Source organism: Nonomuraea aurantiaca (assembly GCF_020215705.1).
GTDB classification, from domain to species: Bacteria; Actinomycetota; Actinomycetes; order Streptosporangiales; family Streptosporangiaceae; genus Nonomuraea; species Nonomuraea aurantiaca.
The window spans coordinates 205683-229728 of record NZ_JAIWNB010000014.1 but is presented as its reverse complement, the minus strand read 5'-3'; the positions used below and the strand labels follow the sequence as shown (position 1 = coordinate 229728).

The 24046-nt window shown below is 70.2% G+C and carries 22 protein-coding genes; 13 read left to right on the top strand and 9 right to left on the bottom strand.

The genetic code is table 11. The features are described 5' to 3' along the window. Positions 1–13: 13 nt before the first annotated feature. The 4 genes from manB to LDL49_RS30665 all read left to right on the top strand — a co-directional run bounded on the left by manB (position 14) and on the right by LDL49_RS30665 (position 6595). The gene (gene manB, locus LDL49_RS30680; RefSeq protein WP_225295976.1) at positions 14–1093 is read left to right on the top strand and encodes a mannose-1-phosphate guanylyltransferase; all 1080 of its coding nucleotides are present in this window, start codon (positions 14–16) and stop codon (positions 1091–1093) included. A gap of 175 nt (positions 1094–1268) precedes the next feature. Beyond that, complete coding sequence (locus tag LDL49_RS30675; RefSeq protein ID WP_225296076.1) at positions 1269–2162, top strand: DNA-3-methyladenine glycosylase family protein; 894 nt, start codon at positions 1269–1271, stop codon at positions 2160–2162. A gap of 48 nt (positions 2163–2210) precedes the next feature. Beyond that, positions 2211–4769, top strand: coding sequence for a bifunctional FO biosynthesis protein CofGH (locus LDL49_RS30670; protein ID WP_225295974.1), 2559 nt, complete (start codon positions 2211–2213; stop codon positions 4767–4769). 80 nt (positions 4770–4849) lie between these two features. Continuing rightward, positions 4850–6595 carry a substrate-binding and VWA domain-containing protein gene (locus LDL49_RS30665; protein ID WP_225295972.1) on the top strand — a complete coding sequence of 582 codons (1746 nt, stop codon included), beginning with the start codon at positions 4850–4852 and terminating at the stop codon, positions 6593–6595. Positions 6596–6662: 67 nt separating this feature from the next. On the opposite strand, the gene LDL49_RS30660 is transcribed toward LDL49_RS30665, so the two are convergent. The 3 genes from LDL49_RS30660 to cofD form a co-directional block, all read right to left on the bottom strand. Then, positions 6663–7394, bottom strand: coding sequence for a lytic polysaccharide monooxygenase (locus tag LDL49_RS30660; protein ID WP_308016213.1), 732 nt, complete (start codon positions 7392–7394; stop codon positions 6663–6665). A gap of 79 nt (positions 7395–7473) precedes the next feature. Beyond that, positions 7474–8793, bottom strand: a complete 1320-nt coding sequence (locus LDL49_RS30655) for a coenzyme F420-0:L-glutamate ligase (protein ID WP_225296074.1) — start codon at positions 8791–8793, stop codon at positions 7474–7476. Between the two features lie 5 nt (positions 8794–8798). Beyond that, positions 8799–9737, bottom strand: coding sequence for a 2-phospho-L-lactate transferase (gene cofD / locus LDL49_RS30650; RefSeq protein ID WP_225295970.1), 939 nt, complete (start codon positions 9735–9737; stop codon positions 8799–8801). Between the two features lie 193 nt (positions 9738–9930). Here cofD and LDL49_RS30645 point away from each other — a divergent pair, with 193 nt between their 5' ends. Both LDL49_RS30645 and LDL49_RS30640 read left to right on the top strand, forming a co-directional pair. Then, the gene (locus LDL49_RS30645) at positions 9931–11838 is read left to right on the top strand and encodes a hypothetical protein (RefSeq protein ID WP_225295968.1); all 1908 of its coding nucleotides are present in this window, start codon (positions 9931–9933) and stop codon (positions 11836–11838) included. A gap of 322 nt (positions 11839–12160) precedes the next feature. Further along, entirely contained in the window at positions 12161–12421 is a 261-nt protein-coding gene (locus tag LDL49_RS30640) for a WhiB family transcriptional regulator (RefSeq protein WP_214633495.1), read from the top strand. A 90-nt stretch (positions 12422–12511) separates the two neighbouring features. On the opposite strand, the gene LDL49_RS30635 is transcribed toward LDL49_RS30640, so the two are convergent. The 3 genes from LDL49_RS30635 to LDL49_RS30625 form a co-directional block, all read right to left on the bottom strand. Beyond that, the gene (locus tag LDL49_RS30635; protein ID WP_225295965.1) at positions 12512–13732 is read right to left on the bottom strand and encodes a methyltransferase domain-containing protein; all 1221 of its coding nucleotides are present in this window, start codon (positions 13730–13732) and stop codon (positions 12512–12514) included. Then, a complete protein-coding gene (locus tag LDL49_RS30630) occupies positions 13732–13878 on the bottom strand; it encodes a hypothetical protein (RefSeq protein WP_225295964.1) in 147 nt (48 codons plus the stop codon). The genes LDL49_RS30635 and LDL49_RS30630 overlap by 1 nt, the downstream gene beginning before the upstream one ends. Before the next feature lie 110 nt (positions 13879–13988). Further along, complete coding sequence (locus tag LDL49_RS30625) at positions 13989–14381, bottom strand: metallopeptidase family protein (RefSeq protein ID WP_225295962.1); 393 nt, start codon at positions 14379–14381, stop codon at positions 13989–13991. 183 nt (positions 14382–14564) lie between these two features. Here LDL49_RS30625 and LDL49_RS30620 point away from each other — a divergent pair, with 183 nt between their 5' ends. From LDL49_RS30620 to LDL49_RS30600, 5 genes are read left to right on the top strand one after another with little or no spacing between them, the layout of a single operon-like run. Then, complete coding sequence (locus LDL49_RS30620; RefSeq protein ID WP_225295960.1) at positions 14565–14933, top strand: DUF3499 domain-containing protein; 369 nt, start codon at positions 14565–14567, stop codon at positions 14931–14933. 41 nt (positions 14934–14974) lie between these two features. Next, positions 14975–16348 (top strand): phosphomannomutase/phosphoglucomutase, encoded by a 1374-nt coding sequence (locus LDL49_RS30615; RefSeq protein WP_225295958.1) that lies wholly within the window; start codon positions 14975–14977, stop codon positions 16346–16348. Then, on the top strand, positions 16345–16512 hold the full coding sequence (locus LDL49_RS30610; protein ID WP_214633501.1) for a Trm112 family protein: 168 nt from the start codon (positions 16345–16347) through the stop codon (positions 16510–16512). The genes LDL49_RS30615 and LDL49_RS30610 overlap by 4 nt, the downstream gene beginning before the upstream one ends. Next, positions 16509–17615: an SIS domain-containing protein gene (locus tag LDL49_RS30605; RefSeq protein WP_225295956.1), complete on the top strand. Its 1107-nt coding sequence runs from the start codon at positions 16509–16511 to the stop codon at positions 17613–17615. The genes LDL49_RS30610 and LDL49_RS30605 overlap by 4 nt, the downstream gene beginning before the upstream one ends. A 51-nt stretch (positions 17616–17666) precedes the next feature. Beyond that, positions 17667–18593 (top strand): cation diffusion facilitator family transporter, encoded by a 927-nt coding sequence (locus LDL49_RS30600; RefSeq protein WP_225295954.1) that lies wholly within the window; start codon positions 17667–17669, stop codon positions 18591–18593. Between the two features lie 25 nt (positions 18594–18618). Here the strand turns inward: LDL49_RS30600 and LDL49_RS58540 are convergent, their stop codons facing one another. After that, the gene (locus LDL49_RS58540) at positions 18619–20346 is read right to left on the bottom strand and encodes a phosphatidylglycerol lysyltransferase domain-containing protein (protein WP_225295952.1); all 1728 of its coding nucleotides are present in this window, start codon (positions 20344–20346) and stop codon (positions 18619–18621) included. A 240-nt stretch (positions 20347–20586) separates the two neighbouring features. Between LDL49_RS58540 and LDL49_RS30590 the strand changes: the two genes are divergently transcribed. Then, positions 20587–21675 carry an alpha/beta hydrolase gene (locus tag LDL49_RS30590; RefSeq protein ID WP_225295950.1) on the top strand — a complete coding sequence of 363 codons (1089 nt, stop codon included), beginning with the start codon at positions 20587–20589 and terminating at the stop codon, positions 21673–21675. 6 nt (positions 21676–21681) lie between these two features. On the opposite strand, the gene LDL49_RS30585 is transcribed toward LDL49_RS30590, so the two are convergent. Both LDL49_RS30585 and LDL49_RS30580 read right to left on the bottom strand, forming a co-directional pair. After that, on the bottom strand, positions 21682–22152 hold the full coding sequence (locus tag LDL49_RS30585) for a GerMN domain-containing protein (RefSeq protein ID WP_225295948.1): 471 nt from the start codon (positions 22150–22152) through the stop codon (positions 21682–21684). Continuing rightward, on the bottom strand, positions 22149–22508 hold the full coding sequence (locus tag LDL49_RS30580) for a MerR family DNA-binding transcriptional regulator (protein WP_225295946.1): 360 nt from the start codon (positions 22506–22508) through the stop codon (positions 22149–22151). Before LDL49_RS30580 ends, LDL49_RS30585 begins: the two co-directional genes overlap by 4 nt. Positions 22509–22609: 101 nt before the next feature. Here LDL49_RS30580 and ahcY point away from each other — a divergent pair, with 101 nt between their 5' ends. Further along, positions 22610–24037, top strand: a complete 1428-nt coding sequence (gene ahcY / locus LDL49_RS30575) for an adenosylhomocysteinase (protein WP_225295944.1) — start codon at positions 22610–22612, stop codon at positions 24035–24037. Positions 24038–24046: the final 9 nt, after the last annotated feature.

Here is a 24046-nt window from a genome sequence, read left to right as displayed (position 1 = left end):
GATGGAGAGCTCTTTGCCAGACCTTGAGGCGATCCTCCTGGTCGGAGGGCAGGGCACGCGCCTGCGTCCGCTGACACTGGGCACGCCCAAGCCGCTGCTTCCCACCGCCGGAGTGCCGTTCCTGGCACACCAGCTGGCCCGCGCCCGATCGTTCGGGGTGCGCCGGATCGTCTTCGCGACCTCCTACAAGGCCTCGATGTTCGAGCCCGTCTTCGGTGACGGGGCGGCGTTCGGGCTGTCGCTCGAATACATGACGGAGGAGACGCCGCTCGGCACCGGCGGCGCGATCCGCAACGCCGCCGAGGCGCTCACCTCGGGTCCAGGCGATCCCGTGCTCATCCTCAACGGTGACATCCTGTCCGGTCACGACATAGGCGACCAGGTCCGCACTCATGTGGACCGTTCCGCCGCTGTAACGCTCCATTTGACGGAGGTCGACGATCCGACCCGGTTCGGCTGCGTGCCCACCGACGACGACGGCCGGGTGACGGACTTCCTGGAGAAGACGCCCAACCCGGTGACCAACCGCATCAACGCGGGCTGCTACGTGTTCACCCGCTCGGTCATCGACCAGATCCCCATGGGCGAGGTCGTGTCGGTCGAGCGGCAGACCTTCCCGGGGCTCATCGAGTCGGGCGAGCTCGTGCTGGGCTACGCCGACCGTACCTACTGGCTCGACGTCGGCACGCCCGCCGCGTTCGTCCGCGGCTCGCGCGACCTGGTGCTCGGCCGGCTGGCCTCGCCCGCGCTGCCCGGCCCGACCGGCGAATACCTGGCGCTCGACGGCGCCGTGGTCTCGCCGGAGGCCAAGGTGCAGGGCGGTTCCACGGTGGGCGCGCGCGTCGTGGTGGAGGCGGGCGCCTCGGTGCTCGGCAGCGTGCTGAGCGACGACTGCGTGATCCACGCGGGCGCGTCGGTCACGGACTCGGTGGTGGGCCGGGGGGCGCGGGTGTGCGCGGGCGCGGTGGTGCGCGACGCGGTGATCGGCGACGGCGCGGTGGTGGGCCCGGGCAACGAACTCCAGGCAGGTGTACGCATTTGGCCTGGCATCGAGCTTCCTGAGCGCGCCGTTCGCTATTCAAGCGACGTCTAAACCCTTTTTTCTTCCTGTACGGCAAGCGGTGGGCACCCGCCACCCGCCGTACTGGGCTGGGGGCCTCCAGGAATACGCCCGCTGAACCCGCACGTGGCCGGCCGCCGATACGCGCGCCCCTGACAAAGGCCCACCGGCACCCGGAGGCGTACGGGGACGGCAGACTGTAGGGGTGATGGAGCGTTGGTGGGAGCCCGAGGGGCCGGTGGACCTGGGCCTCGTACTGGGTCCGCACCGGCGCGGCACAGGCGATCCCACCTGGCGCACCACGCACGACGGTGCCGTGTGGCGCACCTCCCGAACCCCGGACGGCCCTGGCACCCTGCGGGTGAGCGTGCGGGCGGGGAGCGTGTGCGGACAGGCCTGGGGGCCGGGCGCCGCGTGGCTGCTCGAGGCGCTGCCCGCCCTGCTCGGGGCCGATGACGACGCCTCGGGGTTCAGCGTTCGGCACGCCGTGCTGGAGGACGTGGCCAGGAAGCACGCGGGGCTGCGCATCGGCAGGACGGGCCGGGTCATGGAGGCCCTGGTGCCCGCCGTGCTCGAGCAGAAGGTCGTCGGGCGTGAGGCGTGGCGGGCCTGGCGGTGGTTGCTGAACCGCTACGGGGAGCCCGCTCCGGGGCCCGCGCCCGACGGGATGCGGGTCGTGCCCGAGACGAGCGTGTGGCGGGAGGTGCCGTCCTGGCACTGGCATCGGGCCGGTGCCGAGGCGGTGCGGGCCAGGACGATCGCCACGGCGGCCTGGCACGCCGCCAAGCTGGAGGCCGCCGCCACCAGCGAGGAGCTCGACCGGTTGCTGCGGGCCCTGCCGGGCGTCGGGGTGTGGACGTCGGCGGAGGTGCGCCAGCGGGCCTTCGGCGATCCCGACGCCGTGAGCGTGGGCGACTTCCACCTGGCCACGCTGGTGGGCTACACGCTGACCGGCGAGAAGACCGACGATCCTGGCATGATGCGGCTGCTGGAGCCCTACATGGGCCACCGGCACCGGGCGACGGTCCTGATCTACCTCACCGGGCTGCGTCCGCCCGCGCGCGGCCCGAGAATGCCAGTGCGCGACTACCGGTCCTTCTGACACCCCCTAGGTGCGGGTCGTGAACCCAGCCCGTCGTAGTGTGCCGGTATGAGTCTCGTAAGTGATTCCGCACTCCGCCGTGCTCTCGCCCGGGCCCGCGACGGCAAGACCCTCGACGTCACCGAGGCGGCCGTGCTGCTCCACGCCCGCGATGAGCACCTTGACACGCTGCTCGAACACGCCTCCCGGATCCGGGATGCCGGATTGGCGGCGGTCGGGAGGGAGGGCGTCATCACGTACAGCAGGAAAGTGTTCATCCCGCTGACCAGGCTCTGCCGGGACCGTTGTGGTTACTGCACCTTCGCGACCGCGCCGAACAAGCTGCCCGCGCCGTTCCTGAGCCCTGACGAGGTGCTGGAGATCGCCGCTCAGGGGGCGGCGATGGGGTGCAAGGAGGCGCTGTTCACGCTGGGGGACCGGCCCGAGGACCGCTGGCACCAGGCCCGCGAGTGGCTCGACGCGCACGGCTACGACGACACGCTGTCGTACGTGCGCGCGATGGCGATCAGGGTGCTGGAGGAGACCGGGCTGCTGCCGCACCTGAACCCCGGCGTGCTGAGCTGGCGCGACCTGCAGCGGCTCAAGCCGGTCGCGCCGTCGATGGGCATGATGCTGGAGACGACCTCGCGGCGGCTGTTCGAGGAGAAGGGCGCGGCCCACTACGGGTCTCCCGACAAGGACCCGGCGGTACGGCTGCGGGTGCTGGAGGACGCGGGCCGCTCGAACGTGCCGTTCACCACCGGGATCCTCATCGGCATCGGCGAGACCATCGAGGACCGGGCCGAGTCGATCTTCGCGATCCGGCGGGTGGCACGCGAGTACGGCGGCGTCCAGGAGGTCATCGTCCAGAACTTCCGCGCCAAGCCCGACACCGCCATGCGCGGCCTGCCGGACGCCGACCTGCAGGAGCTGGCCGCCACGATCGCGGTGGCCCGGCTCGTGCTGGGGCCCCGGGTACGGCTGCAGGCCCCGCCGAACCTGGTCGACGCCGAGTACGAGCTGATGATCCGGGCCGGGATCGACGACTGGGGCGGGGTGTCGCCGCTGACGCCCGACCATGTCAACCCTGAGCGGCCGTGGCCGCAGATCGACGACCTGGCGGCGCGGACGGGGGAGGCGGGGTTCCGGCTGCGGGAGCGGCTGACGATCTATCCGGAGTATGTGCTGGCGGGGGAGCCGTGGCTGGACCCTCGGCTGTTCGCGCACGTGGCGGCGCTGGCGGATCCGGTCACGGGGCTGGCTCGGGAGGACGCGGTGCTCCAGGGGCGGCCGTGGCAGGAGCCGGATGGGGGGTTCGCGGCTTCCGGCCGGGTGGATCTGCACGTCGAGGTGGACACGACGGGCCGGACCAATGACCGGCGTGACGACTTCGACAATGTCTACGGAGACTGGGAGGCGCTGCGCGATCGGCTGGACCCCGCGGCGTCCGGGGGGCATACGCCGTCCGAGGTGCGGGCGGCGTTGCGGCGGGCGGAGGCGGATCCGGCGGGGTTGAGTGAGGCCGAGGCCGTGGCGCTGCTGTCGGCCGACGGCGGGGCGCTCGACGAGCTGGCCCGCATCGCCGACGACCTGCGCGCGCAGGCGGCCGGCGACGAGGTGACGTACGTCGTCAACAGGAACATCAACTTCACCAACGTCTGCTACACCGGCTGCCGCTTCTGCGCGTTCGCCCAGCGCAGGACCGATGCCGACGCCTACACGCTCAGCCTGGACCAGGTGGCCGACCGTGCCGAGGAGGCGTGGCGGGCCGGGGCGACCGAGGTGTGCATGCAAGGTGGCATCCACCCCGACCTGCCGGGCACCGCCTACTTCGACCTCGCCAAGGCGGTCAAGGCCAGGACGCCGGGCATGCACGTACATGCCTTCTCCCCGATGGAGGTCATCAACGGCGCCAGCCGGACGAACCTCTCCATCGAGGACTGGCTGCACGCCGCGAAGGAGGCGGGCGTCGACTCGCTGCCGGGCACGGCGGCGGAGATCCTCGACGACGACGTCCGCTGGGTGCTCACCAAGGGCAAGCTGCCCACCAAGGAGTGGATCGACGTCATCACCACCGCGCACCGGGTGGGCCTCCCGACGACGTCCACGATGATGTACGGCCACGTGGACACCCACGTGCACTGGGTCAGGCACATCAAGCTGATCAGGCGGCTGCAGGAGGAGAGCGGCGGGTTCTCGGAGTTCGTGCTGCTGCCGTTCGTGCACACCAGCTCGCCGATCTACCTGGCGGGTGTCGCCCGGCCGGGTCCGACCGCGCAGGAGAACCGGGCCGTGCACGCGCTGGCCAGGATCCTGCTGCACGGCGCGATCTCCAACATCCAGTGCTCCTGGGTCAAGCTCCAGGACGACCTGTGCCACCAGGTGCTCCAGGGCGGGGTGAACGACCTCGGCGGCACGCTGATGGAGGAGACCATCAGCCGGATGGCCGGATCGGAGAACGGCTCGTACAAGACGATCAGCGAGCTGCGCGCGATGGTCGAGGTCACCGGCCGGCCGGTGCGGCAGCGTACGACGGAGTACGGCCGGCCCGACGGCGAGCGGCTGGCCGCGTCGGCGGCGAGCGACGGTGTCTGCCAGAGCGTCAGGCGGGTACTCCCGATGGCGTAGTTATAACAAGTTCTACCGAGTCTTGCGTCAGTCGTGGGCGGCGCTGGAAGAATCGGCAGTCCCCTGGAGAGAGGTGCACCGTGCGGCTGGGTCGACACCGGGCGGCGCTGCCCGCCGAACAGCGCCGCAGGAAGGCACTGCAACGCGGCCTGCTGGCGGGGGCGGGGGCGCTGGCCATCGTCACCGCCACCGTGGTCGTGCTCTTCGGCGGAGCCGGTGCGCTGTGCACGACACGAGAGCCTGTTCTGGTCAGCGTGGCCGCCGCGGTGGACGTGGCTCCGGCGGCCATGGAGGCGGCCGGAAAGTTCAATGACGCCAAGAACTCGATCGGCGGCCGGTGCGTGCTCGTCCAGGTCACCGAGCAGCCCCCGGCCACCGTGCTGCGTACGCTGATCGGCGACCGGGCCGGCGTGCTGCGCGAGCGGCCCGACGGCTGGATCGCCGACTCCTCCGCCTGGATCCGGTTAGCTCGCAAGCAGGGCGCGAGCGCGCTGCCCACGGGGGAGAGCGTGGTGGCGACGTCGCCGCTGGTGTTCGCCACGCGGTCGTCGCTGGCGCAGCGTTTCTCCGTCGGCAAGACCGAGATGAACTGGCGGATGGTCTTCCCCTCCACCGTGCGGGGCCGGCTGATGCCCAACGCCAACGAGCCCGACATCGTGCGCGTCCCCGACCCGTCGCTGGCCGGGGCGGGCATCGCCACGGTCGCCGCCGCCAGGGACGTGGTGGGCAACGGGCCCGAGGCCGACAAGGCGCTGACCGCGTTCGTCCGCTGGGCGCAGGCGGGCTCGGCGCCCGACTACCGCTCGATGCTGGCCGCCGTGGACGACCACAGGTTCTGGCAGCGGCCGGTGGTCATCGTGCCCGAGCAGTCGGTGTGGACGCACAACCAGCAGCCGTCGGCCGACCCGGTCGTCGCGTTGAACCCGCGTGAGGGCACGATCAATCTCGACTACCCGTACGTCGTCACCGCCACCGACCCCACGGCCGCCGAAGCCTCGACGCTCTTCGCCGACTGGCTGCGCGGCCCGGAGGCCCAGGATCTGGTACGGCGGGCCGGGTTCCACTCGGGCGACGGCACGCAGGGCCCGATCTCACCGGGGCCGGAGATCCCGACGGTCGCCCCGAAGACCCGGCCCTCGGTGTCGCCCGAGGACATCGACGACGCGCTGCAGGCGTGGAGCAGACTGGCGCCGCCGACGAACATCCTGGTGCTGGCCGACACCTCCAAGCACATGGCCGAGAAGCTGAAGAACACCACCCGGCTGGGCGTCTCGCTGGCCGCGGCCAAGATCGGGCTACGGCTCTTCCCCGACACCACGCACATGGGGATGTGGGAGTTCGCCGACGGGCTCGGCCAGGCCAAGGGCTACCAGCAGCGCGTCAGCCTGGGGCCGATCAACCGCCCCGAGAGCGGCCAGCTGGTCCGGAGGAGCGTACTCGACCAGCTCACCAGCACGATCGCCGCGCATCCCGACCGCGACAGCTCGCTCTACGACGCGATACTCGGCGGCTTCCACGAGGTCGCGGGCAAGTATCGCGAGGAGATGAACAACACGCTCCTGGTGATCACCGCGGGCAAGGACGACGGCCGCGGCATCAAGCTGCCGCAGCTGATCAGCAAGCTCCGCGAGGAGTGGGACCCGAACAAGCCCATCCAGATCGTCATCATCGCCTTCGGCAACGCGGACCGGGCGAGCCTGTCCGACATCACGTCCGTCACGAACGGCTCCCTGCACATCGCCCAGCAGCCGGACGAGATCATCGACGTCTTCCTCGCCGCACTGGCCCGCCGCCTGTGCCACCCCACCTGCAAGCCGACCACGTAATGAGGGGGTGCCGGGAAGTCCCGGCACCCCCTCGCTCGCTGGCGAGCTCGCTCGTGAGCTCTGCGGGCTAGACGCGCTGCCATAGCGCCGGTACGTTCGGCGGCTCCCATCCGGGGAGTGAGGTGTGCGCCTGGATGCACTTGTACGACAGCCCGGCGTACGTGACCATCGCGCCTACCGCATACGCGACATTCGGCGCCCAGGTGCCACCCGGCGTCGCTGTCGGGGTCGGCGTGGGCTTGGGGGTCGGGGTGGGAGTCGGCGTGGGCGTGGGGGTCGGGTTCCCGCCGCCGCCGAACCTCAGGTCGACGCAGGCGTAGAAGGCGTTGGACGTGTCGGCGATGTTCCAGATCGCCAGGACCTTCTGCCGGCCGCTGTAGCCGGCGAAGTTCACGGTGTGGGAGACCGTCGCCGGTGGCTGGGCGCCTCCGTCGTTGAAGGAGGCGACCCGGGTGTTGCCGATGAAGTACTCCCAGGTGCTGGTGGAGTGCCTGGCGGTGAGCGTCCACCTGAAGGTCACCGAGTTGCCGACCGAGGTGACCGGCCAGGGCTTGGACTCGTCGCTGAGCTGGGCGAACCGGGCGTTGTTGGCGTGGCAGTTACGCAGCCCCTTCGGCCCTTCCACGCTCTGCGGCTCGTAGATGATGTCGCCGCAGTTGGGCACCTGGCCCTGCGCGCAGAACGCCTGACGGCTGGGCGGGGAGTTGATGTAGCCGTGCGCCAGGGCCGGCTGGGCGACGTAGACCGTGGTGGCGATCGAGATCACCACCACGGTGATGAAGGTGAGCATCTTTCTCATGGAGCGGCTCCTTCACATGGGGGGATGCTCCGAATGTAAAGGAAACCTTATTAACGGTAAATGCCCCTTTGACTGGCTGTCAGCGCGTCAGGATGAAGTCCTGCGGATCGCGGGGCGGGCGGTCCCTGGGCGGGGCCGCCGCGTGGCCGACCGCGACGCAGCCCATCGGATCCCACGACTCCGGCAGGTCGAGCACCTCGCGCACCACCGGGCGGCAGAACATCGTGGACGACACCCATGCCGAGCCGAGTCCCTCGACGGCCAGCTGGATGAGGAAGTTCTCGACGCCCGCGCCCGTCGCCACGATGAACATCTCCCGCTCGGAGGCGTTGCGCCGCTCGTCACGGTAGGTGTGGGAGCCCTCCATCACCAGGCACGGCACGACCAGGTAGGGGGCGTTGCGCAGCACGTCGCCGCGCCTGACCCGCTTGGTGATCGACTCCTCGGTGAACCCGTCGGCCCGCAGGTCGGCGATCCAGGCGTCGCGCATGGCGTCGAGCAGCTTCACCTTCGTCTGCGCCGACTCGACGAGCACGAACCGCCACGGGGTCGTGTGGTGCGGCGCCGGCGCGGCGATGCCCGCCGCCACCGCCCGGCGTACGGCATCGGAGTCCACGGGCTCGCCGGAGAACTCCCTGATCGTACGGCGGGCGAACACCACGTCACGCGAGCCGTAGCGGAACATGTCCTCGTCGGCCGGCCGGACCAGCGCCCGCACGCCCGGCCCGTCCTCCTCGGTCACCAGGTGGGACAGGCCGCGCACGACGGCCACGGGCACGCCCGCGAGCTTGCCCTTGACCAGCTCGGCGGCGGCGGCGATCTCGTCGATCAGGGCGGTCACGGTGGCGTTGAGCGGGTTGCCGTGAGTGTCCGCGCCGCCGCGCAGGTCTTCGAGCGGGATCACGCCGGCGGCGCCGATCGCCACGTCGGTCAGGCCGTGGCGCCACGGGCGGCCGAACGTGTCGGAGACGATCACGCCCACCCGCGCCCGGGCCGCCAGAGCCGCCCGGATGCGCTGGGCGGAGGCGTCGGAGTCCTCGGGGAGGAGCAGGGCCGTGCCGGGGGTGGTGTTGGAGGCGTCGACCCCGGCGGCGGCCATGACGAAGCCGTGGCGGGTCTGCGCGATGACGGTGTCGCCGCGCCTGGCCACCACGCGCTCGGTCTCTTCGGCGATGGCGGCCTGGCGGTCGGGGGCCTGGCGGACGCGGCCCTCGGCCTTGCTCACGATCTTGGAGGTGATGACGAGGATGTCGCCGTCACGCAGGTCGGCCTCGCCGAGCAGGGCCGCGATGTCGTCACCGGGCCGCACCTCACCGATGCCCGGGACGCCGAACACCTCGACACGACCGGCCAGACCGCCGGCCGGGGCCGCGGGGGTGGTGGGCTCGGTCGGACTCATGGGGGTCATCGGGCGAGCTCCAGGGCCAGGTCGAGGGTGGCGCGGGCGATGTCGGCCGCCGCGTCGGCGTCGTGCATGATCAGCGGTCGTGACTCCACCCTGACCCCGTCGAGAGCGACGCCGGAGTCCTCCTCGGCGACCAGCCAGCCGTCGATCAGCTCCGCGCCGTAGAGATCCAGCACCGCCTGGGCGCTGGTCTCGACGCCGATCGCGGTCAGGCAGGCGTCGGCCATGCCGCGCACCGGCGCCCCGCCGATGATGGGGGAGACGCCCACCACGGTCTTGGCCAGCAGCGCGTCGCGGATGCCCGGCACCTGAAGGATCGTGCCGATGCTGACCACCGGGTTGGACGGCGGCAGGATCACCACGTCGGCCTCCGCGATCGCCTCCAGCACACCCGGGGCCGGCTTGGCGGTCTCGACCCCGACCAGCGCGATCGACTCGGCGGGGATGGCGGCGCGCAGGCGTACCCACCACTCCTGGAAGTGGATCGCCCGCCGCCCGCGCTCGTCGGAGACCACGACGTGCGTCTCGCAGCGGTCGTCGCTCATCGGCAGCAGGCGCACGCCCGGCTGCCAGCGGGCGCACAGCGCCTCGGTGATCTGGGAGAGCGGGTAGCCGGCCTCCAGCATCTGCGACCGGACGATGTGCGTGGCGAAGTCGCGGTCGCCCAGCCCGAACCACTGCGGCTCGACCCCGTAGGCCGCCAGCTCCTCCTTGACGGCATGGGACTCCTTGGCGCGGCCCCAGCCCTGCTCCTCGTCGATGCCGCCGCCCAGGGTGTACATGACGGTGTCGAGGTCGGGGCAGACACGCAGGCCGAACAGGGTGATGTCGTCGCCGGTGTTGCCGATGACGGTGATCTGGGCGTCGGGGGCCGTCGCCCGCAGGCCACGCAGGAAGCGGGCGCCGCCGATGCCGCCGGCGAGGGACACGATGTGCATGCGGACCAGTCTCGCACCGGCCACCGACACGCCTGTCGCGGGAGGCGGCTTTACAACGCTTCGGTCTCCGAAAAACCCTGCAAACCATGCTTAATGTGGACGTCTAGTACGTAAGAGGTTGCTGGGACATCCGCCGTCAAAGTCAGCAATGTGGCAAACTCCCTTCGGGCCAAAGGGTCCGATGGGGGTACTTGTGAGCAAACTTGACGTCGCCCGGCTGAGGGAGCCGGCCGCCTGGCTCATGCTGGCCGGGGGCGGACTGAACATCCTCGTGGCCATCGGCAAGGTCCTGGTCAGCTCTTCGGGCTCCGTGGTCGCCGACCTCTCCTTCGCGGACCGTGCCTTCAGCAATTTCGCGAACTTCACCAGCCCCGTCACGACGGCGCTGCTCCTTGGCTCGGTGGTGCTGCTCACCAAGGTCGGCACACCGTCGTCCCAGGCCAAGCCGGTCGCGTTCGGGGCGGCGGCCATGCTCGCCATCGCCACCCTGTTCGGCGCGATCACGCTGGTCCTCGGGCTCTTCGCGGGCAGTGGCGCGCGGTTGACGGCGGAGTTCGTGATCAGGGGCGTGCCGGTGCTCGCGCTGACGGCCATCGCGCTGGTCTACTTGCTCCCCCAGGTCCTGCCCGACCGCCCCGCCGTCCAGCCCCAGCAGGGGTACGGCCAGCAGTTCCCCAACGCCCCTTACGGTCAGCAACCCCCCAGCCAGCAGCAGCCGTACGGTCAGCAACCTCCCAGCTACGGCGGCCAGCCCGAGCAGCCCGGCTACGGCCAGCAGCCACCGAGCCATGGCGGCCAGCCTGAACAGCCCGCCTACGGTCAGCAGTCGCCGAGCTTCGGCGGCCAGCCTGAGCAGCCGGGTTATGGCCAGCAGCCGCCCAGTTACGGTGGCGCGCCTGAGCAGCCCGCCTATGGCCAGCAGCCGCCCAGCTACGGCGGCCAGTCCGAGCAGCCCTCCTACGCTCCGCAGCCGGCCTCCTCCGCCCAGCCGACCACCGTCGCGTTCCCCGCCACGACCGACCGCGACCAGCCAGACCAGGGTTTCCCCCAGCCCGGCTTCGGCCAGACGGACCCCAGCTTCCCCCCGCCTCAGCCCCAGCCCGGCTTCGGCCAGACGAACCCGAGCTTCCCCACGCCCGACGGCGGTCACCAGCCGAAGCCCGAGTACCAGCCCGCCCCCTATGTCCCCGCGGACAGCGAGCCGAGCGCCTTCGCGCAGCCGTACAACACGCCCGCCAACCAGGCGACCCCCTACAACACGCCGGACAACCAGCCGATCCCGTACAGCACGCCGGACAACCAGGCGGCTCCGTACGTCCCCGCGGACAGCAAGCCCAACGCCTACGCCCCCGCGGACAGCCAGGCGAACGCCTACCAGACGGTCGACAGCCAGCCCAACCCCTTCTCGCCCCTCGACAGCCAGCCGAACCCGTGGGCACCCACCGACCAGGCCCAGCCCCCGGCCCAGCCGCAGCCCCAGTTCGGCCAGCAGCCCTTCGGGCAGAACGCCTTCGACCAGCCCCAGGCCCCACCCCAGGGCCCACCTCAGGGCCAGCCCTTCACCGGCTTCTCGGGCCACGAGTACGCCACCCCAGCCGCCTACCAGGAGCCCGACCCGCCGGTGGACCCGCGTTCCCAGCAACTCCTGGACGCCTACCAGCAGGCCGAGACGTACCAGCACTCGGCGGGCGGCGCCGCCTCGGACCTGCGCGTTCCCGACTACGCGAGCCAGCAGCAGGCCAGGCCGTACGACGACCCCTTCGGCCACCCGCAGCACCAGCAGCCGGGCTACCCGACGCAGCCCCCCGCGTCCCACCAGCCCCCTGCCTCCCACCAGGCCCCTGTCTCCCACCAGGCCCCTTACGAGCCGCCCCAGGCCCAGTACGAGCCCCAGCCGGCCCAGTACGAGCCGCAGCCCTACCAGCCGCACCACCAGTCGCAGCCCCCGGCGGCCGGATGGGGCGAGCACCCGGCGGAGTCCACCGTCCGGCTCGACCCGTCGATGTACCGCGGTGACGCGCTGGGCGGCGAGGCACCCCGTCAGGGAGACGACCCGATCGACCCCACGGCCATATACAGCCCCAACGAGCCACGCAGGTAAGAGTCCGTTAAAGCACGGCTAGAGAGAAGGTGGGCCACGGGCGGGAGTCTCTCCCGCCCTGGTACGTTTCGGACCACTGCCAGACGTTGCAACACACCAGGCCAACGCCATGAAAACAGGGCTGAGGCCGGGGTGCGAACATCACATGCCATGCACACCGGGGCGAGATCTGGTCTTTCCCCGGATACCGGCATGCCGCTTGACTCCACGTACGGCACACGCGTGTAATTACAACCATGTTGTTACGCCTTCCTGTGGGTGGGTAGTAAGGAAGGCGTTCCATGGGGGGCTCCATTGCGGGCGGGCGGCAGGGAGGTGTGCAGTGACCGATCTGGTCATCGCACAGGATGAGCTTGACGCTGAAGAACTCGGCTGGCAGGAGCGTGCGCTGTGCGCTCAGACGGATCCGGAGGCGTTCTTCCCGGAGAAAGGCGGCTCCACCCGAGAGGCCAAGAAGGTCTGCCGATCGTGCGAAGTACGTGCGGAGTGCCTTGAGTACGCACTCGAACACGATGAGCGGTTCGGCATCTGGGGTGGGCTGTCCGAGCGGGAGCGCAGACGGATCAAGCGAGAGGCCGTTTAGCGATATAAGGGATATAAAGGGATATAAGAGAAGGGGTCGCACGGGCTGCCGTGTGACCCCTTTTCGCATGCGTGGTGGGCGGGTTGCCGCTCACCGAACGGCCGCTGGCACCCGCCCGGACCTGGACCCCGCTCCTGACGCCGACGGCCACGTCATCCGTCGTGCTTCCCCGATAGGCGTGGCGTCCAGCCATATCTGCTGGCCGTCGGGAGTGACGGTCATGCCGAACCGGTCGCGGTCGGGCTTGCCCCAGCTCACCCAGCGGAAGTAGGCATCGGTGACCTCCTCCCACAGAGGCCGCCGGCCTACCTGGTAGACCTCGTACTCCTCTGTGTTGGGTCGCCACGCCACGGTCGCCCAGGAGTACGCCTCGTCGGGGTCGGACACCCATATCCGGTACAGCTCTCCGTCTTCGTCCGGTTCCGCACTGCCGCTCGAGGTCAGGCCCGTCAGCGACGAGATGGCGAGGTCCGCTCCGGACGGAGCGTAGGCGATCGTGCGAGGGTCCACGCGCGTGGTGAAGCGGTGTTTGTCCTCTGGGCCACGGGCAGGGCGGTCCGCGACGGGACGCTGGGAGCGCATCATCATGTACGAGGCGAAGCCGAGGAAGCGGCCGTACGCGGTGCCGTCCGGGGCGACGACGAGCCGCAGGGCATGGTTGTCGCCGAACCCGGGGCAGTAGGGCAGCACGATCTCCCCGCCAGGACGGCACTGCTCCACCCACGTGTACGGCACGGTGCGGATGCCGCAGGTGACGTGAACCCGATCGAACGGCGCCCGCTCCGGGCAGCCGGCCGCGCCGTCGCCGACGATCAGGTGCGGGTGCACGCCGGCCGCGCTCAGGTTCTTGGCGGCCTGCTCCGCCACCACGGGGTCGACGTCGATCGAGGTCACGTTCTCCTCGCCGACGAGATGGGACAGCAGGGCGGCGGTCCAGCCGGTGCCCGTGCCGATCTCCAGCACCCGGCGGCCTGGCACGGTGTCCAGGATCTGGAGCAGGTCGGCGACGGTGCTCGGCGCCGAGGCCGAGGAGGAGTAGCTGCCCACCTTTTCCCTGATGTCGGTGGCGCCGTCGTCGAGCTGGGTGACGATGGAGTGGGGCGAGTAGACCGCGTCCCACCAGGCGTCCGGGTCGGCGTCGCGGTCGATGATGTACGCGCTGTCGGGGGTAGTCGGCACGGGGAGCGCGACCGAAGGGATGAACAGATGGCGGGGCACCGCGCGGATCGCCCCTTTGACGCGTGGCCCGATGTCGTCGAACTCGTCGAGGTGCTCGATCAGGCGTTCAACCCCCTGCGCCGTGTCGTTCACTACTTCTTTCCCTCCTTCGAGTCGGCGCTGTGTGAGCCGTTGGAGGTCTTGTTCTGGTCCTTGTTGGAGCCGGCTTCTCGGCTTGCGGCGGATTTCGGATCGAGGGCCTCGGCCTTCGGGCTGTCGGGCTTCTCGTGCCTGCCCACAGATGCTCTCCTTCGCATGGAACGAATGAACACGCACAGTAATCGTATGGCTACTCTCCGCAACTAGGCAAGGGTTGCCAAACCTTCGGCCGCCGCGCTGGTCCAGGCGGTCAGCGGCGGTCGTCGTAGCCCGGGTCGACGGTCTCGGGAGACAGGCCGAGGAGCGTGGCCACCTGCTCGACCACGGTGTCGTGCACCAGCGCCCCCAGCGTGTCGCGGTCGCGGGCGCGGGCCTCCAGCGGTCGCCGGTAGATGACCACGGCGGCCGGGTCCTGGCCGCGCGCGGCGTCGGCGCGGCCGAACGGGATCGGTTCGGAACCGAGCCGGGGCCCGTCGCCGAGCTCGCTCAGCGGCGGCACCTCCTCGACCGCGAACTCCACCGCCGCCAGCTGCTTGCCCCACTGCGGCCGGAGCCGGTCGACCGCGTCGAGCACGAGGTCGTCGAACCGTTCGCTGCGTGATCTGGCTATCGGCACGTGGGAGGGGGCGAGGGGGCCGCGCATGCCGCGACCGTGCCGGTCACGCCGTCTGGGGCCACGCCGTTGGTTCACACGGCAAGTGTACGGGGAGGCGGCTTCGGGGCAGTTGGGGAGAAAGGCTGCGACAGGTGTCCGAATTGTGGCGACACGCTCGTTAAGAGCGCTCAGATAGTGGCGCCTCGCACTCTTACCAGATACGGTCCCTCCGTGAGCCCCGTCCGCCGTTGTTCCCGCACCGCCTGCAGCCAGCCTGCAGTCTTCACGCTCACGTACGTATACGCCGACTCGACCGCTGTTCTGGGCCCTCTGGCGACGTACGCCGAGCCACACTGTTACGACCTGTGCGCCGAACACGCCGAACGGCTGACCGCTCCCCGCGGCTGGGAAGTGGTGCGGCTGCCCACGGACGGCACATCGCCCAGCTCCGACGACCTCGAGGCGCTGGCCAACGCCGTCAGGGAGGCCGCCAGGCCGACGCCCTCCGGCGGCGGCGAGCCGGTCGGCCAAGGGGTCGAGGTCGGGCGTAGGGGGCACCTGCGCGTTCTTCGGTCCGCCCAGCAACATCGCGACCGGTAGGCTCGTTCGTACACGTGACGACCTAGGGGCGGAGCTGGAGAGTGGGCGACCTCGCCAAGATCTTCAAGGCGTACGACGTTCGCGGTGTGGTGCCTGACGAGTTCGACGAGCCGACCGCCGAGGCCGTGGGGGCGGCCTTCGTCGAGGCGACCGGGGCACGGTCGGTCGTGGTCGCGCATGACATGCGGGAGTCCTCCGGGCCGCTGTCCGCCGCGTTCGTGCGCGGGGCGCGCTCGTGCGGCGCCGACGTGGTGCACGCGGGGCTGGGCTCCACCGATCTGCTCTACTACGCCAGCGGCAGCCTCGGGCTGCCCGGCGTGATGTTCACCGCCAGCCACAACCCGGCCCGCTACAACGGCATGAAGATGTGCCGCGCGGGCGCGGTGCCGATCGGCGGCGACACCGGCCTGACCGAGATCCGCGACCGCGCGGCCGAGTTGCTCGGCAGCGGCCTTACCGAGCCGCTCGGCGACACCGCCGAGCCGGCCGGGTCGCTGGTCGAGAGGGACCTGCTCCAGGGCTACGCCGACCACCTGCGCAAGCTGGTCGACCTGTCGAGCATCCGGCCGCTGAAAGTCGTGGCCGACGCGGGCAACGGCATGGGCGGCCACACCGTTCCCGCCGTCTTCGAGGGCCTGCCGATCGAGCTGGTCCCGCTCTACTTCGAGCTCGACGGCTCCTTCCCCAACCACGAGGCCAACCCGCTGGAGCCCGCCAACCTGCGCGATCTGCAGCGGGCCGTCCGCGAGACGGGCGCCGACCTCGGGCTGGCCTTCGACGGCGACGCCGACCGGTGCTGGGTGATCGACGAGCGCGGCGAGTCCGTCTCGCCGTCCGCCGTCACTGCGCTGGTGGCCGTACGCGAGCTGGGCAAATACCCGGGCGCGACGATCATCCACAACCTGATCACGTCGGCGGGCGTGCCGGAGATCGTCCGCGAGCACGGCGGCGAACCGGTGCGCACCCGCGTCGGGCACTCGTTCATCAAGGCCGAGATGGCCCGCACGGGCGCGGTCTTCGGCGGCGAGCACTCCGCCCACTACTACTTCCGCGACTTCTGGTTCGCCGACTCCGGCATGCTCGCGGCGATGCACGTGCTGGCCGCGCTGGGCGAGCAGGACCGCCCGCTGTCGGAGCTGATCGGCGCCTACGCGCGCTACCACGCCTCGGGCGAGATCAACAGCACGGTCGCCGACCAGGACGCGGCCCTCCGGTCCGTACGACGGGCGTTCGATTCCCGGGGCACCGTCGACGAGCTCGACGGGCTCACCGTGACCGGCTCCGACTGGTGGTTCAACCTGCGCGCCTCCAACACCGAGCCGCTGCTGCGGCTCAACGCCGAGGCCGCTGACGAGAGCAAGATGACGGCGATACGGGACGAGGTCCTCGCCATGGTTAGAGGGGTGTCAGTGTGAAGATCGACGACTGGCTGCTGGAGATTCTGGCCTGCCCGGCGTGCAAGTCGCCGCTGCGCGCGGAGAGCGAGACCGAGGAGCTGGTCTGCACGGGATGTGGCCTGATCTACCCGGTCAGGGATGACATCCCCGTCCTGCTCGTCGACGAGGCCAGGAAGCCGTGACCTGGGAGCCCGAGCGGCTCGATGACCAGCACCATCTCACTGAGGGTGACCCGGGCGGCATGCTGGTGGCGGTGGCGGCCTCGGCCGCCCAGGTCCGCATCGCCTACCGCGCCGCGGTCGAGGCGGGCGTCGACCGGCTGATCTCCCGAGTACGCCCGCGCGCGATCGTGGTCGTGGGCATGGGCGGCTCCGCGATCGCGGGCGACATCCTGGCGGCGGTCTGCGGCAACGGCGCCCCGATGCCCATCGTGACCCTGCGCTCCCACCAGCTGCCCGGCTGGGTGGGCGCCACCGATCTGGTCATCGCGGTGTCGTGCTCGGGCCGTACCGAGGAGACGCTGTCCGCGGCCATGGAGGCCGTGCGGCGCGGTTGCTCGTTGCTCGCGGTCGGCAGCCCGGACTCGCCCCTGGAGGCGATCGCCAGGCAAGCGTCGGCCGTCTACGTGGCGGTGTCCGCGACCGGGCAGGCCCGTGCCAACATCTGGCTGCTGACGATCCCGCTGATCGTGTCCGCCGCCTCGCTCGGCCTGGTCAAGGCCGACGAGGAGCTTTACGAGCGGGTGGCCAGGACGCTGGAGGACATCGCGCACCGGTGCCGGCCGTCCAGCGAGTCGTTCGTCAACCCGGGCAAGACGCTGGCCATGGCGCTGGCCGAGAGCGTGCCGATGATCTGGGGCTCGTCCTCCGTCGCCGCGGTCGCCGGCTACCGGCTGGCCTGCCAGCTCAACACCAACGCCAAATACCCGGCGATCTACGGCGAGCTGCCCGAGACCGGCCACAACCAGGTGGCCGCCTTCGACGGGCCGATGGCCGAGCGCGACATCTTCGCCGACGCCGCCACCCGCACGCTCAGGCTGGTGATGCTGCGCGACGTCGAGGAGGACCCGCGGGTGGCGCGGCGCCGCGAGGCGACCGTACGGCTGGCGAACGCCCGCGACGTGCCCGTCACCGAGCTGTCCGCCGAAGGCACGCACCCGCTGGAGCGGATCGCCTCCCTGATCGGCCTGGGCGACTACGCGACCACGTATCTGGCTCTCGGATACGGCGTCGATCCGACCCCTGTGTCGGCGATCACGGAGCTCAAGGCCAGAATTTCGGAATAGGATCCCCTTTCGGGCCTAAAACGACATGATCACGATGAGTGGAGTTCTCCGGTGAGCGCGAGTGGCGGTAACAAGGCGATCATTGCGGCGTTGAGCGCCAATCTGGCGATCGCCGTGTCGAAGTTCGTGGCCGCGTTCTTCACCGGGTCGTCCTCGATGCTCGCCGAAGGCATCCACTCCGTCGCCGACTCGGGCAACCAGCTGCTGTTGCTGCTCGGCGGCAAGCGGGCGCAGCGGGAGCGGGACAAGGCGCATCCTTTCGGATACGGGCGCGAGCGCTATTTCTACGCGTTCGTGGTGGCCGTGGTGCTGTTCACGATCGGTGCGGCGTTCTCGCTCTACGAGGGCGTCACCAAGATCGTTATTCCGCACGACGTGGAGTCGCCGATCTGGGCGTTCGCGGTGCTGATCTTCGCGATCATCGCCGAGGGCTTCTCGTTCCGCACGGCGATCAGGGAGTCCAACCCGGTGCGCGGGAGTCAGTCGTGGGTCACGTTCATCCGCCGGTCCAAGTCGCCCGAGCTGCCGGTCATCCTGCTGGAGGACCTCGGCGCGCTGCTCGGACTGGTCTTCGCGCTGTTCGGCGTGGCGATGGCGGTCATCACGGGCGACGGCGTGTGGGACGGGGTCGGCACGTTGATGATCGGCCTGCTGCTGGCCGTGATCGCGGTCGTACTGGCCATCGAGACCAAGTCCCTGCTGGTCGGTGAGGGGGCGTCCGCAGAGATGGAGGCCCAGATCCGGACCGCGCTGGAGGGCACGCCGGCGGTCGACCGGGTGATCCACATGCGCACGATGCACCTCGGGCCGGAGGAGCTGCTGGTGGCGGCCAAGATCGCGGTTTCGCACGACGACTCGGCCTCCGAGGTCGCCAGGGGCATCGACGAGGCCGAGCGGCGGATCCGCGAGGCCGTACCGATCGCCCGGGTCATCTACCTGGAGCCGGACCTCGACCGCTCGCACACCCCGACCGCCTGACGCGCTCTTCCCCGCGTGTGCGCGGCTACGAGGTGAGTGGGGCCGTGTTGCGTCTGATGAGGCGGGTGGCGCGGCGCCAGCCGCGGCTGGGCAGGCCGAGCGTGATGAACGCCTCGGCCTGCAACGCCGACACCCCGATCCGCGGCAGATCCCGGGCATTGGGGTAGACCACGAACCGCGGCTCCCAGATCGGCCGGAACTTGGCGTTGAACCGGTACAGCGACTCGATCTGGAACCAGTGCGACAGGAACACCAGCAGCCCGCGCCACGCCCGCAGCACCGGCCCGGCGCCGAGCCGCTCGCCCCTGGCCAGCACCGCCCGGAACATCGCGAAGTTCAGCGAGACCTGCTTGATCCCCATCTCGGGCGCGGCCTGGAGGGTCTTGACGATCAGCAGTTCGTTCAGTCCGGGCTCGGCGTCGCGGTCCCTGCGCATCAGGTCGAGCGAGATGCCGTGCGGACCCCACGGCACGAAGTGGAGCACGGCCCTGACCTCGCCCTCCTTGTGCGCGGTGGCCACCACGCAGTCGGCGTCGGCGGGGTCACCGAAGCGGCCGAGCGCCATGGAGAAGCCGCGTTCGGTATCGGTGCCGCGCCAGGAGACGGCGGCCTGCTTGATCCGTTCCTTCTCGTCCCCGGTCAGGTCGGCGACCCGTCGGACGCGGCAGGTGTAGCCCCCGCGCTCGACCCTGTTGGCCATCTGGCGGACGTTGCGCATGGCCCGGCCCTCCAGCGTGAAGTCGGCGACCTCGACCACCGCCTCGTCGCCGAGCTCCAGCGCCGACATCCCGGTCCTGCGGGTCCACACCTCGCCGCCGACCTCGCCGCAGCCGATCACCGCGGGCACCCAGGCGTGCCGTCTGGCCATGGCCATGAACCCGTCGATCGCCGCCGGCCACGCCTCGCGGTCGCCGATCGGGTCGCCGCTGGCCAGCATGACGCCCGAGACGACCCGGTAGGCGATCGCGGCCTTGCCCGAGGGGGAGAAGAGCACGCTCTTGTCGCGGCGGAGCGCGAAGTAGCCGAGCGAGTCGCGCTGCCCGTGTCTGCCGAGCAGCTCGCGCAGCCGCCGCTCGTCTTCCTCGGTGAGCTCGGAGATCGGGCGTTCGGGGCGCAGCAGCAGGTAGAGGGAGGTGACCGCGGTCAGCGTGCCGAGCGCGATCAGCGAGAGGTAGACCAGGTCCGAGACGCGGTCGTCGGTGTAGGTGACCGCACCCTCGACGCCCACGAGGCCGAACACCACGTGCTGGAACCGGTCCAGCACGCTCGGGTCGCCGACGATGACCCTCGGGTGGGCGCTGACCAGCAGGTAGCCGAGGCCGAGGTCGAGGGCGCCGAGGCCGAGCAGGTTCCACAGCGCCCGCCAGCGGGTGCGGGGGTCGGACAGGGCGGTGAACTCATGCTTGTTCAGCAGCAGCGCCATGCAGACGATCAGGCTGAGCACGGCCGTGAACAGGTGACGCAGGTGGACGAGCTCTATGGCCGCGCTCACCGGCAACAGCACCACCATCGCCCGCCAGGCCCGCGCCTTCCTGCGGCGCAGCGCGTGCGCCAGCATCACCAGCAGGATGCCGACGATCAGGGCCGTCGCCCGCGCGAGCGTGGTGACGATGCCGGGCAGCAGGTCGGACCACTGGCCCATCCTCGTGCGACCGAACCCCGGGGCCACGGCCCTGATGATGTCGAGCAGACCGATCATCAGCGAGGCGTAGCCGGTGACAGTCGGCACCCACGGGCGCGCGAGCCTCTTCACAGCTCCATATTAGATTCGAGGCTCTATAACGGCCCTGTTAGCTCGCCGGTGGCGATCAGGCCGGGCGCTGATGTCAGGCAGTGGTCCGCCCTGGTGATCAGGCCGAGCGCTGGCGTCAGGCGGTGGTCCGCCCCGGTGATCAGGTCGAAGAGCCGAACCGGCGCCCGCGCCGATGAAGTCGCCCGCTGGGTTTAACCCAGTGCTTACGCCGCGCGGAGTATGCCTATCGTGGAGGGCGCTATGGGACTGACGTCGGTGAAACTGCAATTCCTCGTGCTGGTGCTCGCGGTGGGGGCGCTGGTCGCGACCGTCTGGCTGTGGCCCCGGCTGAGCGGCCGCGGCTGGCCGGCCGTACTGGGCAGGGTGGGTGTGCTCGCGGGAGACCAGCTGTTAACGCTGGTGGCGCTCGCCCTGATCGGCAACTCCTACTTCGGCTTCTACGGCTCGTGGGACGACGTGCTCGGCACCGACACGGGATCGGCGCCCATCACGGTCGCGGGCGTCGGCGCGGGCATCAAGGTGCTGTCCCAGCGTGCCGTACGGGGTGGCCGGATCGAGCAGGTGATGATGCCGGGGCCGACCACGCACCTCAGCGAGGAGGCGTACATCTTCCTGCCCTCGGCCTACTTCACGGACAAGCAGGCGCGCTTCCCCGCGATCCTGTCGCTGACCGGCTACCCGGGCGACCCGCGCAACCTCATGACCCGGCTCGACCTGCCGGGGCGGATGGCCAGCGCGATCGCCGCGCACCAGGTCAAGCCGACGATCCTGGTGATGATGCGGCCGAGCGTGGTGCTGCCGCGCGACACCGAGTGCGTCGACGTGCCGAACGGGCCGCAGGTGCAGGCGTACTTCGCCACCGACGTGCGGCGGGACATGATCGCCTCGTACCGGGTGGGGAGCGGCCGGGACTACTGGGGCGTGCTGGGCGGCTCGACCGGCGGCTACTGCGCGCTGAAGCTCACCATGACCCATCCGGACGCGTTCTCGGCCGCCGTGTCGCTCTCGGGCTACTACAAGACGATCATCGACGGCACCACCGGTGACCTGTTCGGCGGCGACAAGGCGGTCGAACAGCGGAATGACCTCATGTGGCGGCTGTCCAGCCTGCCCGCGCCGCCGGTCACCGTGCTGGTCACCAGCAGCAAGAAGGGCGAAAGCGACTACCGGTCGACGCAGCGGTTCCTGGCCGCGGTGAAGCCGCCGATGCAGGCGTCGTCGCTGATCCTGCCCAGCGGCGGGCACAACTTCAACACCTGGAACAGGGAGCTGCCGCAGGCCCTGCCGTGGCTCGCCCAGCAGCTCCACGCCCCTGCCTCCGCCGCGTAACGGCCCTTACTCGTGGCCGGTTATGCAGGACGTGCCCGCGTCCGACTGGTCGAACAGGCAGCGGCCGTCCTTGTCCAGCGTGATCACTTTCTTGACCGACTTGAACTGCTGCAACGTGGCGGCGATCGTGTGCAGGGCGCGCGCGTCGCCGCCCACCCCGCTGCCCCACACCGTCCGGCAGAAGCGCAGCGTGGCCCTGCCGTCCTTGATCTTCAGCTTGAAGTCGGCGCCGCAGTCGGACGGCCCGCGCAGCCGTCCGGTCAGCTCGGAGCGCAGACCCCGCCCGCGCTCCGCCTTGGTCGGGCCCGCGATCAGTTGCTCGATCGCGAACTTGGCGACGCCGCGGTCGGGCGCCTTCCTGGTCACCGCGACCACCTTGCCGGGAATGCCGTCTCCCTTGGCGAAGTAGACCTTGACCTCGCCGGTCGGCTGCGCCGGGGAGAGGGCGAGCACGGTGGCCATCAGCAGTTCCATCATGACCGTTTGGACGCGTGGCCGGGAGCGGAGGTTCGCAGGAGGCGCAGCGCCTTCTCCTGCTCGAAGTCCAGGGCGCGGCGCGGCGCCTGGATGCGCCCGATCCGGACGCCGAGATCGCGTACGGCGACCGCCACGGCCGGCTCGCTGAGCACGCGCAACGCGAACGCCAGCTCGGCGGGCGAGATGTCGAACCGCTTCTCCAGTTCGAGCCCCTGAGCCACGGCCGCGAGCTCGTCCGCGCCGAACCGCCGGTGCGCACCCTGCTCCCGGACAGGCGGCAGGAGGCCCAGAGCCTCCCGGTATCGGAGCATTCGCGGGGACATGCCGAGCCGCCTGGCCGCTTCAGTGATGCGCATCCTTACATTCTTACGTCAGTTTTCGGGTGGTAGAGATGCGACCTTGCTCGGACGGCACCTAAACTCATCGCGACAACTCCGTGATGCGAGGGGAACACCCGATGGACTTCAAGGTCGCCGACCTTTCACTTGCCGACTTCGGCCGCAAGGAGATCCGGCTCGCCGAGCATGAGATGCCCGGCCTCATGGCCATCCGCCGTGAGTACGCAAGTGCGCGACCCCTGTCCGGCGCGCGGATCATGGGCTCCCTGCACATGACGATCCAGACCGCCGTCCTCATCGAGACGCTGGTCGCGCTCGGCGCCGAGGTCCGCTGGGTCAGCTGCAACATCTTCTCCACCCAGGACCACGCCGCCGCCGCGGTCGTCGTCGGCCCCCAGGGCACCGTCGACGACCCCAAGGGCGTCCCGGTCTTCGCCTGGAAGGGCGAGACGCTGGAGGAGTACTGGTGGTGCACCGAGCAGGCGCTCACCTGGCCGGGCGGCCAGACCCCCAACATGATCCTCGACGACGGCGGCGACGCCACGATGCTCGTCCACAAGGGCGCCGAGTATGAGAAGGCCGGGGCCGTCCCGTCCGCCACGGACGAGGACCCGGAGGAGTGGCACGTCGTCATCGACCTGCTCCGCCGTACGGTCGGCGACGACAAGCGGTGGACCGCGATCGCCGACAGCATCAAGGGCGTGACCGAGGAGACCACGACCGGTGTGCACCGCCTGTACGAGATGCACAAGACCGGTTCGCTGCGGTTCCCGGCGATCAACGTCAACGACTCGGTGACCAAGTCGAAGTTCGACAACAAGTACGGCTGCCGCCACTCGGTGATCGACGGCCTCAACCGCGCCACCGACGTGCTGATCGGCGGCAAGGTGGCCGTGGTCTGCGGCTACGGCGACGTGGGCAAGGGCTGTGCCGACGCGCTGCGCGGCCAGGGCGCCCGCGTCATCGTGACCGAGATCGACCCGATCTGCGCGCTCCAGGCGGCCATGGACGGCTTCCAGGTCACCACGCTGGACGAGGTCGTCGGCCTGGCCGACATCTTCGTCACCGCGACGGGCAACTTCGACATCATCACCGCCGCGCACATGGCGAAGATGAAGCACCAGGCGATCGTCTCCAACATCGGGCACTTCGACAACGAGATCGACATGGCCGGCCTGGCCAAGCTGCCCGGCGTCGAGAAGCGCAACATCAAGCCGCAGGTGGACGAGTGGGTGTTCGCCGACGGCCACTCGATCATCGTCCTGGCCGAGGGCCGGCTGATGAACCTGGGCTGCGCCACCGGGCACCCGAGCTTCGTGATGTCCAACTCGTTCACCAACCAGGTGATCGCGCAGATCGAGCTGTTCACGAAGACGGACGAATACCCGATCGGCGTCTACGTGCTGCCCAAGCACCTGGACGAGAAGGTCGCCCGCCTGCACCTGGACGCCCTGGGCGTGAAGCTCACTGAGCTGACCAAGGTCCAGGCCGAGTACATCGGCGTCCCCGTCGAGGGCCCCTTCAAGTCCGACCACTATCGGTACTGATTTTCTCTT

Bases quoted from the DNA above. Each gene is read 5' to 3' on its own strand.
- LDL49_RS30675 (WP_225296076.1), top strand. From the start codon at position 1,269: ATGGAGCGTTGGTGGGAGCCCGAGGGGCCGGTGGACCTGGGCCTCGTA.
- LDL49_RS30670 (WP_225295974.1), top strand. From the start codon at position 2,211: ATGAGTCTCGTAAGTGATTCCGCACTCCGCCGTGCTCTCGCCCGGGCC.
- LDL49_RS30660 (WP_308016213.1), bottom strand. From the start codon at position 7,394: ATGAGAAAGATGCTCACCTTCATCACCGTGGTGGTGATCTCGATCGCC.
- LDL49_RS30655 (WP_225296074.1), bottom strand. From the start codon at position 8,793: ATGAGTCCGACCGAGCCCACCACCCCCGCGGCCCCGGCCGGCGGTCTG.
- cofD (WP_225295970.1), bottom strand. From the start codon at position 9,737: ATGCACATCGTGTCCCTCGCCGGCGGCATCGGCGGCGCCCGCTTCCTG.
- LDL49_RS30625 (WP_225295962.1), bottom strand. From the start codon at position 14,381: ATGCGCGGCCCCCTCGCCCCCTCCCACGTGCCGATAGCCAGATCACGC.
- LDL49_RS30590 (WP_225295950.1), top strand. From the start codon at position 20,587: ATGGGACTGACGTCGGTGAAACTGCAATTCCTCGTGCTGGTGCTCGCG.
- LDL49_RS30585 (WP_225295948.1), bottom strand. From the start codon at position 22,152: ATGATGGAACTGCTGATGGCCACCGTGCTCGCCCTCTCCCCGGCGCAG.
- LDL49_RS30580 (WP_225295946.1), bottom strand. From the start codon at position 22,508: ATGCGCATCACTGAAGCGGCCAGGCGGCTCGGCATGTCCCCGCGAATG.
- ahcY (WP_225295944.1), top strand. From the start codon at position 22,610: ATGGACTTCAAGGTCGCCGACCTTTCACTTGCCGACTTCGGCCGCAAG.